At 70.0% G+C, this 15,416-nt stretch carries 12 protein-coding genes; 5 read left to right on the top strand and 7 right to left on the bottom strand.

The window, feature by feature from the left end:
- Positions 1–232 precede the first annotated feature (232 nt).
- Positions 233–1,471 (top strand): hypothetical protein, encoded by a 1,239-nt coding sequence (locus ACA361_RS37435; protein ID WP_375019861.1) that lies wholly within the window; start codon positions 233–235, stop codon positions 1,469–1,471.
- Between the two features lie 13 nt (positions 1,472–1,484).
- The gene (locus ACA361_RS37440; protein WP_375019862.1) at positions 1,485–2,240 is read left to right on the top strand and encodes a hypothetical protein; all 756 of its coding nucleotides are present in this window, start codon (positions 1,485–1,487) and stop codon (positions 2,238–2,240) included.
- A gap of 7 nt (positions 2,241–2,247) precedes the next feature.
- Here ACA361_RS37440 and ACA361_RS37445 read toward each other — a convergent pair whose 3' ends face one another.
- Positions 2,248–4,293 carry an ABC transporter ATP-binding protein gene (locus ACA361_RS37445; RefSeq protein WP_375019863.1) on the bottom strand — a complete coding sequence of 682 codons (2,046 nt, stop codon included), beginning with the start codon at positions 4,291–4,293 and terminating at the stop codon, positions 2,248–2,250.
- Positions 4,294–4,740: 447 nt separating this feature from the next.
- On the opposite strand from ACA361_RS37445, the gene ACA361_RS37450 reads away from it, so the two are divergent.
- Genes ACA361_RS37450 through ACA361_RS37460 form a run of 3 tightly spaced genes read left to right on the top strand, consistent with a single transcriptional unit; the run spans position 4,741 to position 8,465 of the window.
- Positions 4,741–6,027, top strand: a complete 1,287-nt coding sequence (locus ACA361_RS37450; RefSeq protein WP_375019864.1) for an NlpC/P60 family protein — start codon at positions 4,741–4,743, stop codon at positions 6,025–6,027.
- On the top strand, positions 6,024–6,647 hold the full coding sequence (locus ACA361_RS37455; RefSeq protein WP_375019865.1) for a hypothetical protein: 624 nt from the start codon (positions 6,024–6,026) through the stop codon (positions 6,645–6,647). The genes ACA361_RS37450 and ACA361_RS37455 overlap by 4 nt, the downstream gene beginning before the upstream one ends.
- Positions 6,648–6,686: 39 nt before the next feature.
- The gene (locus ACA361_RS37460) at positions 6,687–8,465 is read left to right on the top strand and encodes a type IV secretory system conjugative DNA transfer family protein (RefSeq protein ID WP_375019866.1); all 1,779 of its coding nucleotides are present in this window, start codon (positions 6,687–6,689) and stop codon (positions 8,463–8,465) included.
- A 78-nt stretch (positions 8,466–8,543) separates the two neighbouring features.
- Here the strand turns inward: ACA361_RS37460 and ACA361_RS37465 are convergent, their stop codons facing one another.
- The 6 genes from ACA361_RS37465 to ACA361_RS37490 all read right to left on the bottom strand — a co-directional run bounded on the left by ACA361_RS37465 (position 8,544) and on the right by ACA361_RS37490 (position 15,379).
- Entirely contained in the window at positions 8,544–10,109 is a 1,566-nt protein-coding gene (locus ACA361_RS37465) for an ATP/GTP-binding protein (protein ID WP_375019867.1), read from the bottom strand.
- Positions 10,106–11,587, bottom strand: coding sequence for an SCO6880 family protein (locus ACA361_RS37470; RefSeq protein WP_375019868.1), 1,482 nt, complete (start codon positions 11,585–11,587; stop codon positions 10,106–10,108). Before ACA361_RS37470 ends, ACA361_RS37465 begins: the two co-directional genes overlap by 4 nt.
- A gap of 34 nt (positions 11,588–11,621) precedes the next feature.
- Positions 11,622–13,346 carry a hypothetical protein gene (locus ACA361_RS37475; RefSeq protein WP_375019869.1) on the bottom strand — a complete coding sequence of 575 codons (1,725 nt, stop codon included), beginning with the start codon at positions 13,344–13,346 and terminating at the stop codon, positions 11,622–11,624.
- A 56-nt stretch (positions 13,347–13,402) separates the two neighbouring features.
- Complete coding sequence (locus ACA361_RS37480) at positions 13,403–14,449, bottom strand: hypothetical protein (protein ID WP_375019870.1); 1,047 nt, start codon at positions 14,447–14,449, stop codon at positions 13,403–13,405.
- Between the two features lie 80 nt (positions 14,450–14,529).
- Complete coding sequence (locus ACA361_RS37485; protein ID WP_375019871.1) at positions 14,530–14,850, bottom strand: hypothetical protein; 321 nt, start codon at positions 14,848–14,850, stop codon at positions 14,530–14,532.
- A complete protein-coding gene (locus ACA361_RS37490) occupies positions 14,843–15,379 on the bottom strand; it encodes a DUF6668 family protein (protein WP_375019872.1) in 537 nt (178 codons plus the stop codon). Before ACA361_RS37490 ends, ACA361_RS37485 begins: the two co-directional genes overlap by 8 nt.
- Between the last annotated feature and the right edge of the window lie 37 nt (positions 15,380–15,416).

Genomic DNA, 15,416 nt, shown 5'->3' on the forward strand with positions numbered 1-15,416 from the left:
AGCCCCACTCGGACGAGTCTGACCATGGCGCCCACAATAAGACAGCAGTGTCTATATGATAGGGGCCGCGGGATGTCCTCTCTCCCGAGCCGTCGAATGTTCGAGCGGCGTTAACGACCGCGTCACCGCCCGACGGCCTGCCACCGGAACGGCCGGCGCGGGCGCCCGTCTCCAGCCCGTGTACGTTCGTGAGGGGCCGAACGGAGCGGGCGCGAATGGCAGGTGCCGTTTGATGTACATGACAGAGCCGGCGGAAGCCCGCATCGAGGACGCGGACAACGTCCTTGTCGCACCCTCCGCGTTGCGGGACGACGACCTGGTCAGGGACTTCTTCGGGGCCACGATCACGCCGGAGGACCTCACCTCCGGATCGCCGGACCTCGCGCGGAAGACCGTCTACCTGTGCGGCGACGTGTCCGGGTTCGGCGGGCGCCGATTGGACGCGTTGGACGCGGCGGCCCGGGTATTCGCCGTCCGGGAGTTGTCACACGGTTCCCACGAGGACGCCGGTGCCCCATGGACTTTCGTCGGAGCCGGCCGCGTTCCCCTCCGCGTGCACGGTGCCGGTGTTTACTACCGCCGCTTTTTCGAGCCCGGCGCCGATCACTTCGGCCGGATCCGGGCGGAGCACGCGTTCCAGTCCTTGACGGAGTCCACCAAACCCGGAACGGCCCATCGCAGCGGGATCTATCTGACGCCCGTCACGCGGAACGGCGACGAACTGCATTTCCGCCTGCTCCGGTGCTCCACGAACCTCTCCGGGCCGACCGAGGGCTTCCGGCCGACCGACACGCGCATCGTCGAGGAGCTGAACCGCGAGGCCGCCGCCGTCTTCCGGAACCAGGCGCCGCTGAACCACGTCCTCGCGCAGATCTACCACAACACGCCCGCGTCGGCCGAGCGCAGGCAGTCCAAGGCCAGAATCTCGGCCCATGCCGACAAGACCAAGGACATGCCCGCCAACGGCATCATGGCCTTCTGCACCTTCTACGACGGGCTCGACCGGCTGCGCCCCATGGCCGGGGACCCGTTCGACCTCGGCGTGAAGGGCACCAGCGGGCTGACCAGGCTCCACTTCCGCCTCAAGGAACCGGCCGGAGAAGGCGCCGGGGCGGGGCTCGCTCCGCAGTTCGGTCTCACGCTCTATCCCGGTTCCGTCTTCTTCATGCCGCTGTCCACGAACCGCCTCTACACGCACGAGATCCGGCCCTCGGCGCTGGACGCCGAGTCGCTCCCGACACGCCTGGGATATGTGGTGCGCTGTTCGAGCACCGAAGCCGTTCACAAGAACGGCGAAACGTTCCTCAAGCGGGACGGGAAATTGGTGCGGATGGAGCCGCCCACACCGGAGGGCATGGACGAGCTGCGCAGGCTGTACGCCGAGGAGAACAGGACCTCGTCCTTCATCGACTACGGCGACGAGTTCCTCTTCAGCATGAACACGGGAGACTACATTGCCCCCCGAGCATGAGTTTTCCGATGAGGTGCTCTCGTACGATCTGCCGGCCGGACCGGCCGGCGAGGACCTTTTCGCGGAACTGTCCGCGTCGGCCCGCCTGGAGGACGTGGGAAAGGGCCGGCGCGGCGCCGTGCTCACCAGGGTCGACGAGGCGGGCGGGGTTCCTCTCGTGCGCACCACCACGCGATACCGCAGCCCGGCGCAGCGTTTCCGGGCGGTGCACGAACGGCTCGCGCAGCGCATCCAGGAACGCGCGGCACTTCCCGTCGCCTTCAACAACGCCCTCATCGAGACCTACACGAACGCGTACAAGACCATGGGCGCCCATTCCGACCAGGCCCTCGATCTGGCCGACGGGTCGTTCATCGCCGTCTTCTCCTGCTACCGGCACCCCGCGGCGACCCCGCCGAGGAAGCTGATCTTCGAGCCGAAGGACGGGTCCGGCGGCGGGAGGTTCGAGGTCCCGCTCGCCCACAACGGCGTCGTCGCGTTCTCCGTCGACGCGAACCGGCGGCTCAAGCACAGGATCGTGCTGGACGCGCCGGCCCCGGCCGCGGACGACCAGTGGCTGGGCGTGACCTTCCGGACGTCCAAGACCGTCCTCCGGTTCCGCGACGGGCACGCCCACCTTCCGCAGGGTGCCCGCCTCACACCGGCCGACGAGGAGCAGCAGCGCGAGTTCTACCGGCTGCGGCGCCGCGAGAACGACGAGACGGACTTCCTCTACCCCGCGCTGACGTACACCGTCAGCGAGAGCGACCTGATGCCCCTCCCGCCGTGATCGCCGCTCACGCGGTGGCGGTCGGCCGGGCGTGCCCGTTGCCCTCCGGACGGGCGGTGGCGGCGCCGTCGTCCGTGCGGTAGGCCGCGGCCTGCAACTCGTACAACTCGGCGTACAGGCCGCCGAGGTCCATCAGGGCCCGATGGTCGCCGTGCTCGATGACGCGGCCGCCGTCCAGGACGTAGATGCGGTCGGCGTGCCGGACGCTCGCGAGCCGGTGGGTGATCAGCAGGACGGTACGGCCGCGGGCGGCGGCGTGCCGGCGGATCTCCTCGAACAGGTGGTGCTCGGCGCGGGCGTCCAGCGCGGCGGTCGGCTCGTCGCAGATCAGCAGCGGCGCGTCCCGGTAGAACCCGCGTGCCGCCGCCAGCCGCTGCCACTGGCCGCCCGACAGCTCCCGGCCGCCGGCGAACCGCTTGTCGAGCAGGGTGTCCAGCCCCTGCGGCAGCGTGGCGATCACCCGGTCCGCGCCGGCCGCGGCGGCGGCCTCCCGGACGGCCGCCCGCATGTCGGGAACGGCCTGGTCGTCGCCCATGGCGATGTTGTCGGCGGCGGTCATCGGCCAGTGCGTGTGGTCCTGGGCGACGACGGCGATCGCGCGCCGCAGGACGTCGGGCTCCAGGTCGGACACGCGCGTGTCGTCCCAGCGGACCTGCCCGTGCTGCGGCTCGTACAGGCCCGCGAGGATCTTGGCGAGGGTGGTCTTGCCCGAGCCGTTCTCGCCGACCAGCGCGACGATCTCGCCGCGCCGCAGCCGTACGGACACCTGGTCGAGGGACGGGCTCTCGCCGCCGGGATAGGTGAACGTGACGCCGGTGGCGCTGATCTCCTGGAATCGCCGCAGCGTCCCGGTCCGCTCCGGCTCGCCGCGCGGAGGCATTCCGGCGGGGGATTCGATGCGGGAACGGTGCAGGCGCTGCTCGGCCGTCCGGCAGAAGCTCGAATAGTCGCTGAAGTACAGGCCGTCCTCGTAGCAGCGGTTCAGCGAGTAGACCAGCTTGATCAGCGAGTTCTGGCCGGCGCGGATCGCCAGCACCGCGGTCCCGGCGACCGCCAGTGGCATGATCCCGCGCCAGAGGAGGAGCCCGAGCGCGGTGTACATCAGCGCCGTCGCCGCGCCCTTGAGGACGTCCCCGTACACCTGCGCCATCGTCTGGCGGCGTGCCAGGTCCAGCATCACGGCGCGGATGTGCTCGGCGAGCGTGGCGTACCGCCTCAGCAGGAAGTCCCGCACGGTGAACGACCGGATCTCCGCGGCGTGCCGCCGCTCGGTCATCAGATCCGACATGATCCAGCCGCGCCGCCGCACCTCCACCAGGTCCAGCTGGGTCAGGTAGCCCAGCCGGGCCGCGCGGATCGCCGCCCACCCCTCCGGGAGCGCGGTCAGCAGGAGCAGCGGCAGCAGGACCGGATGGAGGACGCCCAGCGCGCCGGCCGCCGCCATGACCCCGACGAACGCGGTGAACAGGTCCACGGCGTTGTCGACCATCGACGGGGCCGAGTCGACCCCACGCAGCCGGGCCCGGTGCAGATGGTCCTGGAACTCGGCGTCGTCGAACGCCGCGAGGTCGATCCCGGTCGTCACCTCGAAGAGGTGCTCCTGGACGATCCGCTCGACCTGGGGACGCAGCCGCGCCTGCGCCCACTGCGCCGCCGCGGCGCACGCGGCGCGGACGGTGACGGCCGCCCCCACCAGCAGCAGCGCCGGGGCCGCGGCCCGTACCCGGTCCGGGGTCGGGCCGGCCGCGAACAGCGCGGTCAGCACCCCGGTGGTGGCCAGCAGCCCGAACGCGGTGAAGACCCCGGCGACGACGTTGAGCGTCACCGTGACGGCCAGGTCGCGCCGGTTGGCCCGCCACGCCAGCCGCATCACCTGGACGATCAGCTCGGGCAGCCGCCGCGCCATCGTCAGCATGCCCGTCTCCGACAGCTCCGCGGCCCTGGCGTACCACCGGTGCTCGGACAGCTCGGGCCCCATGGGCACCGCCGCCGCCGGAGCCCGCCGCCGCCGCTTCCGGGCCCGCGCGAACGGGAACGCGCCCCGCGGCCTCATCGCGCCGCCTCCGCGCCCGCCGCCCCGTTCCGACTCCGCGTGACGACCCGTCCAGCACCGACGCCGACCATCGAAGCAGCCTCCAGCAGCCCGGGGAACCGTGGACCACCCTCGGCGCTCGGCCACGACCGGGGGAAGAGGTCCGGCCGCCTCTGGCCCGGCACCGGACGGCACACTCCTCCACCCACCAGGTAAGCACGCCGCGGCGCGCGGTCGACGAAATGGGCGGCGGAAGAGGTTGCCGATCCGGGCGGCGGCCGCACTGTCATATCCGACGTTCCAGGAGGTGACCCGTGCCCGAAGAGCCGTCCACATCCCGCCGGGCGATGAACCCCGGGTCATGAGCGTCCCCGCGCTCTCGGCGCCGGGGGCGGTCACCGCAGGCCGGGAGAGAGACGCCGGGGCCGCGGCGCCCAATGGCACCTCGACGCCGAAGATGGGGGAAGCGTGAAGAAACTGGCCTTCATCAAGGTGGCCATCGGCCTCTTTGGCTGCGGCGGCACCTTGCTGGTGTCGTTGCTGGTGTTCGCGGGGCTCGTCATCATCTCGACTCGCGGTACCGGAGTCCTGATGGCCTGCGCCCCGAACGACCCTTCCGGGGGGGCGGGCGGCGTGGTCCAGGCCAACGCGAAGAAGAACCCGGAAGATCTTCCCGAAAACTACCGGAGACTGTACGAGAAGACGGGCCGCGTACGGAACATTCCGTGGCACGTGCTCGCCGGCATCGGCAAGATCGAGACCAACCACGGCCAGGCCACCCATCTTCCCGGCGTCAGCAACGGCGAGAACTACGCGGGCGCGGGCGGCCCGATGCAGTTTCTGCAGGCATCCTGGAATCGCTACGGGGATGACTGGGACCTCTATTGGGAGGAGCAGCGCACGCGCAAGAACGACCCAGATGGAGACGGCAGGAAGGACCGCTACGACCCGGCGGACGCCATCCTCGGCGCGTCCAACCACCTCAGGGGAAGCATCGGCAAGATGGACTCGTCGATCAATCTCTCTTCCGCGGACATCCTGAACGCCATCCATCGCTACAATCCCGGAAACTATACGCCGCAGAGCAATCCGTACGTGCGAGACGTCCTGGCGGCGGCGAAGAAGTACGACAACGGCGACTACAAGGTCGGGGACCCGAACTACGCGGGCGCGTCCGCCTGCTCGGGTTCCATGAACCTGGGATCCGGCTCCTTCGGCCAGAAGATCGCCTACGCGGCCGCGTTCTGGGCGGAGAAGAAGCCGGGTACTCCGACGCCACCGAGCCAGAACAGCAAGCCGACCCCCTATTCGTGGGGCGGTGGGACCGTCGAAGGTCCCGGCTACGGCATCGAACAGGGCGCCGGGATCAGGGGTTTCGACTGCTCGTCCCTCGCCCAGTACGCCGTGTTCAAGGCGTCCGGAGGGAAGATCAAGATACCGCGGACCACCCATGCCCAGTGGGCCAGCAACATGGGGTCCAAGATAGTATCCCGCGACCAACTGGCCCCAGGGGACCTGGTCTTCTTCCGCGGGGTCGCGCACATGGGCATCTATTATGGCGAGGTCAATAATGTGCGCTGGATGGTCGAGGCCCCGCGGACCGGCCTGAACGTCAAATTCAGCAAGTTCGACAGCAGCGGAAGTTACGTGGGGGCCATTCGCGTCAAACCGCCGGCCGGGATGGAGAACGCTCCGCCGAGCGTCTTCCCCGCGATGATCCCGCTCGGAAACCTCGTCGGCGCAGGTGCGAAGTGAGCGGCGGATCGGCCGCCGGGCTCCGTTCGGTGACCTGCGCCGTCGCGGCCGCCGCTCTCGTCGCAGGTTGCGGTCTCGGTGAACGGGCGCGCCCGGACGTACCGACGCGCAGCCCCGGGGCGGCGACCGACCTTCCCGAGGTGCCGGCGGCCGGCGGCTCTCCGACACCCACGGCCACCCGCCTACCCGACGACCTCCCGACGCCCCGCCAGGTCGATCAGAAGGACGCCACGGCACTGTCGAAGGCGGCGCTGACGGTCATGTACACGGTCGACAGCACCGTGGACACGGGGCTGCGCGACGCCAAGCTGCGCGCGGCGCGCTATCTCACCCCCGAGTACACGGCGAAGGTCAGGGCGGAGCCCGGCCAGTACGCCCCCGCCGACTGGCAGCGGCACCGGGCTTACCTGGCCGTGCGGCTCAAGCCGCTCAAGCCGGAGGCGGGCGCCCCTGCCGATGCGCCGACCACCGCTCACCGGCAGTGGGAGATGACCACGACCCCCACGGGCCGGGACGACTGGCGCGGTGCCTCCAGCGTGTTCGTGGTCTTCATGGCGCTTTCCAGGCCGTCCAGAGACGCCCCCTGGCGGGTCTCCGACATGGTCGTCACCGGGAGGTAGGTCCCGCCGTGTCCGGAGCAATCGACTTGAGGAGTCTTCGTGAGCAGTTCTGATGACGACGACGTTTTCGTCTACCTTTTCGGCCTCGCTTTTTTCGCCATGCTGATCGGTGGCGGATTCAGCTTCCTGGTCTGGCTGGCGGGCCAGCTGTCCGGCCTGCTCGGCGGCGGCGGCTGGCCCGACTCGGGTCCGCAGGACGCTCTCAGGATCGCCTTCGACTTCGTACGGAACCCCGGTGATCCGGGCAGCGCGTGGCCTCCGGCGGCCGCGGCCGCGGTGGGATCCGCTCCGCTGTTCTTCTTCCTGCTGATCATCCTGCTCGTCGGCGCGTCGGTGGTGCTCTACTTCGCGGTACGGCTGTACCTGAACTTCCGGCGGCACCGGCCGGTCCGGCGGCTGCGGCTGGGCTTCGCCTCCGGCTGGGAGGTCCGCAAGCTGCTCAGCGCGCGGACCGTGCTCAGCAAGGCGGAGCAGGTCCGGCCGTCCACCGCCGCCGTGCCCGCGCGCGACGTGAAGCCCGAGGACGTGGGGTTCTACCTCGGGCGGGACATCAGGTCCCGGCGGAAGCTGTACGCCTCGATCGAGGACACGGCGGTCGTCGTCGCGGCGCCGAGGCAGGGCAAGGACGTGCACTTCGTCACGCCGTTCACCATCGACGCGCCCGGTCCGTGCATCGTCACCTCGACCCGGCGGGAGACGTTCGTCAACACCGCGATGGTGCGGGCGCAGTTCGGCGAGGTGTACGTGTTCGACCCGTTCAACTGGACGGGCTGGCCGAACCGGATGCGCTGGTCGCCGTTGCAGGGGTGCGAGGATCCGAACGTCTGCGCGGTCCGGTCGGCGACGCTCGTCCAGTCCAGCCAGTACAGCATCCAGGAGGAGGGCACCCACCTCACCGGGGTGCTCACCATCATCCGCTGCCTGCTGCACGCCGGCGCGATCGGCAAGGTCAACTTCCGGGAGGTGATGCGCTGGGTCTACGAGGCCAACGCCGAAGAGGCGCTGACCATCCTGCGCGAGAACGCCGACCGGGCCGCCCCGGGGTACGTCCCGCAGCTCGAGTTCCACCGGAGCAGCAGGAGGGCCTGGTCCACCGTCATCCAGGTCATGCACTGCTTCTCGCACCCGAACGTGCTGGAGGACTGCTCGCCGCCTCCCGGCGAGGAGTTCGACTTCGTCAACTTCCTCAAGGGCCGCAACACCCTGTATTTCGTCGGTAAGCAGCAGCCCGACTGGGGCGGTATCGCGCCGGTCGTCACAACGATCATCGAGCAGTACTTCAGGACCGCGCGCGGCACGGCGATGAAGAACCCCACCGGGCGGCTCGACCCGCCGCTGACCTTCGAGCTGAACCAGGTGACCGACATCTGCCCGCTGGGCGGCCTTCCGGTCTACATGGGCGAATCCGGCGGCTACTCCATCGCGGTGCACGTCTACCTGACGTCGCTGGCGGACGCGCGGGCCCGGTGGGGCGCGGACGGCGCCACGCGCCTGTGGGAGAACTCGTCGATCAAGATCGTCTCCGGGGGCACCGGATCCGCCAAGGACCTCGACGAGCTGTCCAGCCTCGTGGGCAAGGAGCACGGGAAGCAGATCCTGCGTCCCGAAGAACTCAGGACCATGCCGTTCGGCCGTGCGGCCGTCGTCGCGGGCACTGCCCGTCCGGTCGAGATGTGGCTCACCCCGTGGTGGAAGCGCAAGGACGGGCACCTCATCGCCCGCGGCAAGGAGACGACCGAGAAGATGCTCCAGAAGTACATCGCGGAGCAGGCGGCGGGCGCGTCCGCCGCGCCCGATCCGATCGCCGCGGAGGACTGAGAACGCCGGGTGAAGCGGGGCGCCCCCGCCTCACCCGGCGTCCGTGAACGCCGACCGCGCCGCCCGCGGGCCACGCGGTCAGACGGCGCCGGCGGGCCGTTGCGTGGTGGAGTGGGTCCAGCGCTTGTTGGTGTCGTTGACGTTCTGTTCGGCGGCGGTGAGCTCCACCCGGAACGGGATGCCGGGACGGCCGCCCACCTTGACGAGGAATCTGCCGCGCCCCGGGGGTTCGCTGTCCCGGTTGAGGTCGGGGTTCCAGGACGGCGGCGTCGACCAGTCGACGATCATGCGCTGCTCGGTCGCCGACATCCGCACGACCTCGTTCACCAGGACCATCTCCGCCTGCGGGAGTCCGCCGCAGATGACCATGCCCGCGCGCTCGGCGAACCCCTTGGCCTTGAGCCGGTCGGCCTCGTCCTGCAGCGCCAGCAGGTCGGCCATGGTGTGCGTGATCATCACCTGGCCCGCACCGCGCTGCCGGTTGAGCCGGGTCAGGGCGTCGACCCGGTCCACCAGGCCGCGCCCCGAGCGCAGCACCCGCCACAGCTCGTCCAGGACGACGAAGAAGTGGCGCCGGGGTGCGAGTCCCTCGTCGGCCAGCGCGTGCGCCGCCTCCACCGCGCCGAACCCGTCCGACCAGCACGCCAGCAGGACCGCCGCCTGGAGTTCGGCGTCGGCGTCGTCGATCCCGCTGATGTCGATGCAGACCCCGCCCGGGTTGTCCAGATCGATCGCGGTGGTGGTGTGGCGGGCGAACGTCTCCCCCATGGGGCCGTCCATGATCCCCAGTAGCGAGGCGTGCAGCGGGTCCACGGCCGCGCGGTACTTCGCCTCGTCGCCGCGGGCCAGGGTCACCGCCCGCAGCCGCTCCGGCCCCTCGTCGATCACCCTGATGAGATCGGGCAGCAGGGGCACACCGGGGTGCCGCTCGTCCAGCACCCGCAGCGCCGCGTTCAGCACGGTGCGCTCGGTGTCGGCGATCGGCCCCCCGCGCAGCACCGTGAGCAGCGCGCCGACCATGTTCAGCCGGCGGCCGTGCGCGTCGGCCACCAGCTTCGCCCGCGCCTCGCCCTGGAGCTTGGCCGCCGCGGCGGCCGTCGCGCCGGGGTCGAGCACGTTGAGCGACCCGAGCCCCCGACCGAGCTTGATGATCTGCCCGCCCATCGCCCGGACCAGGTCGACGTAGTCGGGCTTGAGGTCGCCGAGCACCATGGGGAACACGCCCTGCCCGACCAGCCCCAGCACCATGCGGCGGATCAGGGTCGACTTCCCCAGCCCCGGCTTCCCCAGGACCAGGGCCGACGGGTTGTGGATCAGGTTGGCCCGCTGGAACCACGAGATCGGATCGCAGCACAGCGCCGAGCCGGTGGTCAGCTCCCGGCCGAGCGGCACGCCCACCATGGGCGTACCCGACCCGGCCGCGAACGGCCACAGCCCGCACACCTGAACCGTGGTGCCCCGCCACTCCGCGGGCACCTCCACGTAGGAGGCCCGGCCACCGCCGCGGCGGGCGAACCCCCTGAATCCGGGCTTGAGTTCGACCGGGCCGGCCTTCTTCTTGCTCTTCTTCCCGCCCACCTCGCTCTGTGCGGCGGGAGGCCCGCCGCGGCCGGGGGCCTGGATCGATTCCGGCGGACTGCTCACAGCGATTCCCTCACCAGCGCAGGAACGTTCAGATGATCAGGAAGGACGATGCCGAGGGGGAGCCCGGCCGCGAACGCCGTCGCCTGCGACCCGTACATCCGCCGCAGCCGCAGGCGGGCGGGCGCCGAGATCGTGTCGACGGCGGCCGCCGCCATCGGGAGCTGCTCGGCCTCGTGGACGGTGGCGGTGACGAGGATGGTGAACCGGGTCACGCCCGCCCCTCTGGCCTCCTCGATGGCCGACTGGTCGCTCTTCATGACGTCGATCTCGTTCCGGGCCCGGCCGGTGCCGCCGTCGAGCCGGAAACGCGTGTCCTTGCGGTCCCGCTCCACGATCCTCGCGGCGGACGCCGGGTCGTGCGGCCGGTAGAGGAAGGTGACGCGCTTGCGGGCGATGTCGTGATGCGGCGCGACCAGCCCGCTCATCACACTGGACAGCACCTCGCCGCGGGGTGCCTCCGACATGCCCCAGGTGATCGAACGGCCGCTGTCGTGGACGTAGTGGTCCCACGCCTCCTGCGTGGCGACCGGCCCGGCATCGTCCCAGAGCAGGTCCTGGTCGCCGGCGTGCTCCATGCCGGACTCCGAGTTCGGGTCGTAGGCGACGCGCACGGCACGGGCGAGCTGCCCGGCCGTCATCGGGCGGGCGGCTCCGGCGCCGGTCATCTCCAGCCCGGCGATCAGCCCGGGGATCCGCATCCCGATCTCGCGCACCATCGCGGCCTCGTCCCGGCGCTTGCCCCCGGGATGCGGCAGGGCCGCATAGGTGACCGCGATACGGGTGGAGACCTTGGCGCTGCCCACCGGGTAGTTCCAGACGATCTCCTCCAGAGCCGCCAGAGCCAGCGCCGGAGCGTTCGGGTCGGTGTTGGCCGTGACCTCCTCCCGGAGACGGTGTCCGAGATCGGGGGCCGTCTCGATGGTCACGCTCGCGGCGACCAGCCCAGGTTCGAAGCCGAGCGAGGCCAGCCAATGCCCCCAGTGGGCGACCCAGGTGTCGACCTGCTCCTGATCGACCAGCGCGGCCCCGTCGGCGTTGCACTCGAAGACCACGGTGTAGTGCTTCGTGGCCGGAATCACGACCAGGGCGAACGGGCGTCCGTAGGAGTCCCGCCCCTCGACCAGCCGCGACGCGGCGAGCAGCCCGGGGAGCCGGTGCTTGCCGCGCGGGATGATGCTCAACGGTCCCGAACGGTAGAGATGCCACCCCTGGGAACGGCCCCACCACCAGTTCACGCGGGCCGTGATCGCCTGCAGCGCGGTCCGCCCGTGCTGGTCCTGAATGACCAGCGGCAGCATCACCAGCCCCAGGACCGCGGCAGTGATCAGGCTGGCCAGCGGTGACACCATCGCGACCATGGTGACGACGATCAGCCCGACCATAAGGATCAGGGTGCCGGCCAATCCCAGCCGCCCGATCCCCGGAGAAACCGGTTTACGCCAGTTCCCGTACGTGGGCTCGCGATAGTCCGACGCCACTCCAGCTCACCTCATTTCCTTAGATCTGAACTTTTCAGCCGGGGTTACCACTCGGGCCACTGTTGTTTGGGGAGTTCCCAGAGTTCCTGGGCGGGGGGTTCGTACCGGAGGGAAGGTCCGGCGGCGGAACGGTGAATTCCGCGATATGGGGCGCTTCGGGCACCTGGTAGTCGGGGATCGACGGCGCGGCGGGAACCTGGTAGTCGGGAATCGGCGGCGCGGCGGGAACCTGGTAATCGGGAATCGGCGGCGCGGCCGGAACCTGGTAGCCGGAGACCGAACTGCCGCCCGAGGCGGTTCCCGAGCCCGAGGGACCGCCGAGCTGCAGGCCGCTCAGCCCCCTGGAGGAACCGCCGCCGGAGGAACCGCCGCCCGCGGGCCGGCCCGGAGCGCTGGAGCCGGAAGCGCCCGCGCTCGAGGCACCACCCGGGGTGACGCCGCTCCCCGGGACACCAGTCCCCAGGACACCGCTGCCCGGCACACCACTGCCCGCGGGCCGGCCCGGAGCGCCGGACCCCGAAGCACCGCTCGCGGAGCCGGGAACCGGGCTGACGCCACCGGTGCCGCCCCGGGTGCCGCCGCCTCCGCTGGGACCGCCGCCTCCGCTCGGGGACCCACCGCTCGGGGACCCACCGCTCGGGGACCCGCCGCTCGGCGCTCCCCCACTGGGGGTTCCGCCACCTCCCGAACCGCCACGGGAGCCGCCACCACCGAAGATGCCCCAGATACCGCTGCCGGAGCCGTCTCCGCTGGTGCCGCCCCCGGAAGATGATCGGGCACCGTTCATAGCCGCGGGACGAGCCGTGGTGGTCGTGGTCGTCGTCGACCCGCCGCCAAGGGCGCCGAGCACCCTGCCCGCTCCGTGCTTCGCACCCGAGAGAGCGTTGATGCCCTTGCCGGAGTTCACCGCGGTGCTTCCGAAGACGAAGTGGCCGACCTGGCGCACGCCGAACTGGCTGTTGTCCGCCGCGACCGCGGGCTGCACGATCCGCAAGATCGCGGGCAGGGCGAAGATGGAGGCACCGAGGAGGGCCATGCCGAAGAGCTTGTCAGTCTCGTACTTCGACTGCATCAGCCCCAGGCTCGCCATGTCGATCGTGGCGACGACCGGCTCGAAGAGGATGAAGGAGATTATCCAGCCCTTCATCACCCGGTAGGCGTTCTCTCCATATGTGGTGAACCTTGAGGCGGCGACCGCGGGCATGATGCCGATCAGTACGATCAGGGCACCGTTCCGGAACAGCATCAGAACGAACTGCGCGGCCGATGAGATCAGCGCGCCGACCGTGAAGACCACGAACAGGAAGGCCGTGGCGGACTTGGACCCCCCGAGAATTTCAAGCCCATCATTGAACGGACCGTACCAACCGTCCTTCGGCTTCACACTCTCGATCGCCCATTTCGAGTACTCATGGCCGGCGATGTTCGCCAGGTTCACCAGAGTGGCCAGAGTGAAAACGATGATGGCCAGTTCGACGAACTGTGACATCAGCGCCTTGAGAGGCTCGCCTTTGCGCTGTACGGCGACTCGGGCGGCTGCGAGGACGAAGCCCGCGAACGCCATCAGGGCGGTCAGCCAGTTGATGTTCATACGCAGGTCGGCGAGCACACCGCCCGCACCGGCGCCATCGTCCAGGTTCACCGTGTAGGAGCCGTCGGTCAGCCACCAGGTCATCAGCGTCGTGATGGTACCGAGCGTCCAGGCGACCAGTTTGGCAACCAGCCAGTCCCAGGCCTCGTTCAGGAAGATGTCAGTCATGACGAAAGCGCCTGCCTAGAAGGAAGTGAACAGCGCGAGATGGCATGCGGCACGTATCACCAGAGGGGATCGACCACCATGACGATGAATGCCATGGCCACTCCGCCCCCTGTCACGACGATCGCGACCATCACCCAGCCCAGATCGGCGATATGCGCACCCGCCTCACCCCTCTTGTGCCTGAGCGCCATATTGCCGCAGACCAGGAAGACTCCCGCGATGCACGCACCGAAAGCGGTCCAGACAAGCCATCTGAGTATCACGCCCACCGGTTCGGCGGCTTTGCCGGCTCCTGCCGAATGGTAACGCGGCAATGAGAGGTCGGGACGATCGCCGATTTTCGGAGGGGGCGCCGCGTTGGGAGCCTTAGGGATCTTCGTGGACTCCGTTCCGCTATGTTCCGGGCCCTCCCCAGAGCCCCCGTTTCCTTCCAGGCAGTACTCTTTGGCCGGCCCGTCGATCCTGGCGCAGGCCTCCTCAGGTCCTCCGATGCAGTCGATTCGCTTGTCGCCGTCCAGGGTGTCGCAGTGGTCCTCTTTGCGGTCCACCTCGGGCCACTTCTTACTGGTACTCGTGTTGCAGTAACCCGTCCCGTGCTCGGTGCCCAGGCAGACTTTGAATTCGTATACCTTGTCTTTGGAGTAGCCAGGGATGGAAGCCACGTCGTCGGCGCCTTTTCCGCCCGCTCGAACGGTGGCCACCTGCGCCCCGTCGAGGGTGACCTCGCCGGTCACGTAATGGCCGTCCTCTTCGAGGTCGTACACCCTGATCTTGGCTGTCTTGTCCGCCCCCTTAGGGGGCTTCCATCGCAATTCGCCGCCGGGATCACCGTCGACGGTCTTCATGATGCTCGTGCCCTCGAACTCAGGGGGAAGGGAGCTCTTGAACTCAGGCGGGGGGAAGGGGTCCGCCGGGAAAGCCGCCGGGGCGGCCCGCCCCGGCGCCTGAACGGCCGGAACGACGTCGACCGCGGACCGCGCCGGGACGGCTGGACTCCAGCCGGCCGCCTGGACCCGGTCCGCCGGGACGAACCCGCCCGCGGCGGGCACCCAGGAGACTCCGGTCACGACCATGATCACGCCCAGCGCAAGGAACGCGGCCATCCGGACACGTTCCTTGCGCCGGTGCGGCAACGCCCGGTTCCGCCGGGGTGGCACGCGAGCCGCCGGCACTTTCTCGGACGTCATCCGCCGACGCTCGAGGCGAGGTTGGTGACGAGCGTGTACACGCCTCCAGTGAGGCCGGTCGCGGTGCCCACGATGAACAGGCTCGACCCGTGACCGCTCGCCTCGCCCCTCTTGTGGTTGACCCCCATGCGGGCAAAGATCCCCAGGAAGCCGATTATGCAGGCGCAGAAGGTAAGGAACATCCCCCACCGGATCATCTTGAGGATCGGCGCCTGGAACGGCGGCGCTTCGCCATCGCCGGGGTTCGGGATTACCGGAGCCAGAGCGATCGCGTGGTGGATCAGGTCGGTCGTCCAGGTGATCATCGCGTCAAGCATGAGCGTCCTCCGAGATGATGCGGGTGAGGTCTTGGGCCAGCCGCGCGTACGCGGACGGCAGGCGGGCCTGGTCCGGCGGGTCACCGAGGCGGAGGGCCTCGACCCACGGGAGTTCCCAGGTCTGGGGCACGCCTCCGGAAATGAGGCGCAGCAGGTCTCTCAGCGGTTTGGGGAGCTTTCCCGGGGCGTCGGCGACCACCACCAGCCCCAGCAGCCGTACGTTCGGGAGCCCGCCCGCGGCCCACTGGTGGGCGGCGGCCTGGGCCGCGCAGAGGCCGGCGGCGTGGCTGCGCGCCACGAGGAGCACCCGGGCCTGCCCGGGAGGTTCGGGCGTCGGCCAGTACCGCCCGGCGCTCTTGCCATAGGGGATGAGCGTGGTCAGCGTGGAAGCGCCCGCTCCTCCATGGCACGAGGAGAACCAGAGGGCGGGGCCTGGACCGCTGTAACCGGCCAGCCCCAGCGGGCTGATGGGCGGCGGCGCCTGGCGCGCCGGTACGACCGCCCGGGCACGGAACCAGTTCGGGGGCACGTTGCCCTGGGCAGGGGCGGCCCCTCCCTGGGCGGGG

This window comes from Actinomadura sp. 21ATH, from assembly GCF_041951345.1.
In the GTDB taxonomy this organism is placed as follows: domain Bacteria; phylum Actinomycetota; class Actinomycetes; order Streptosporangiales; family Streptosporangiaceae; genus Spirillospora.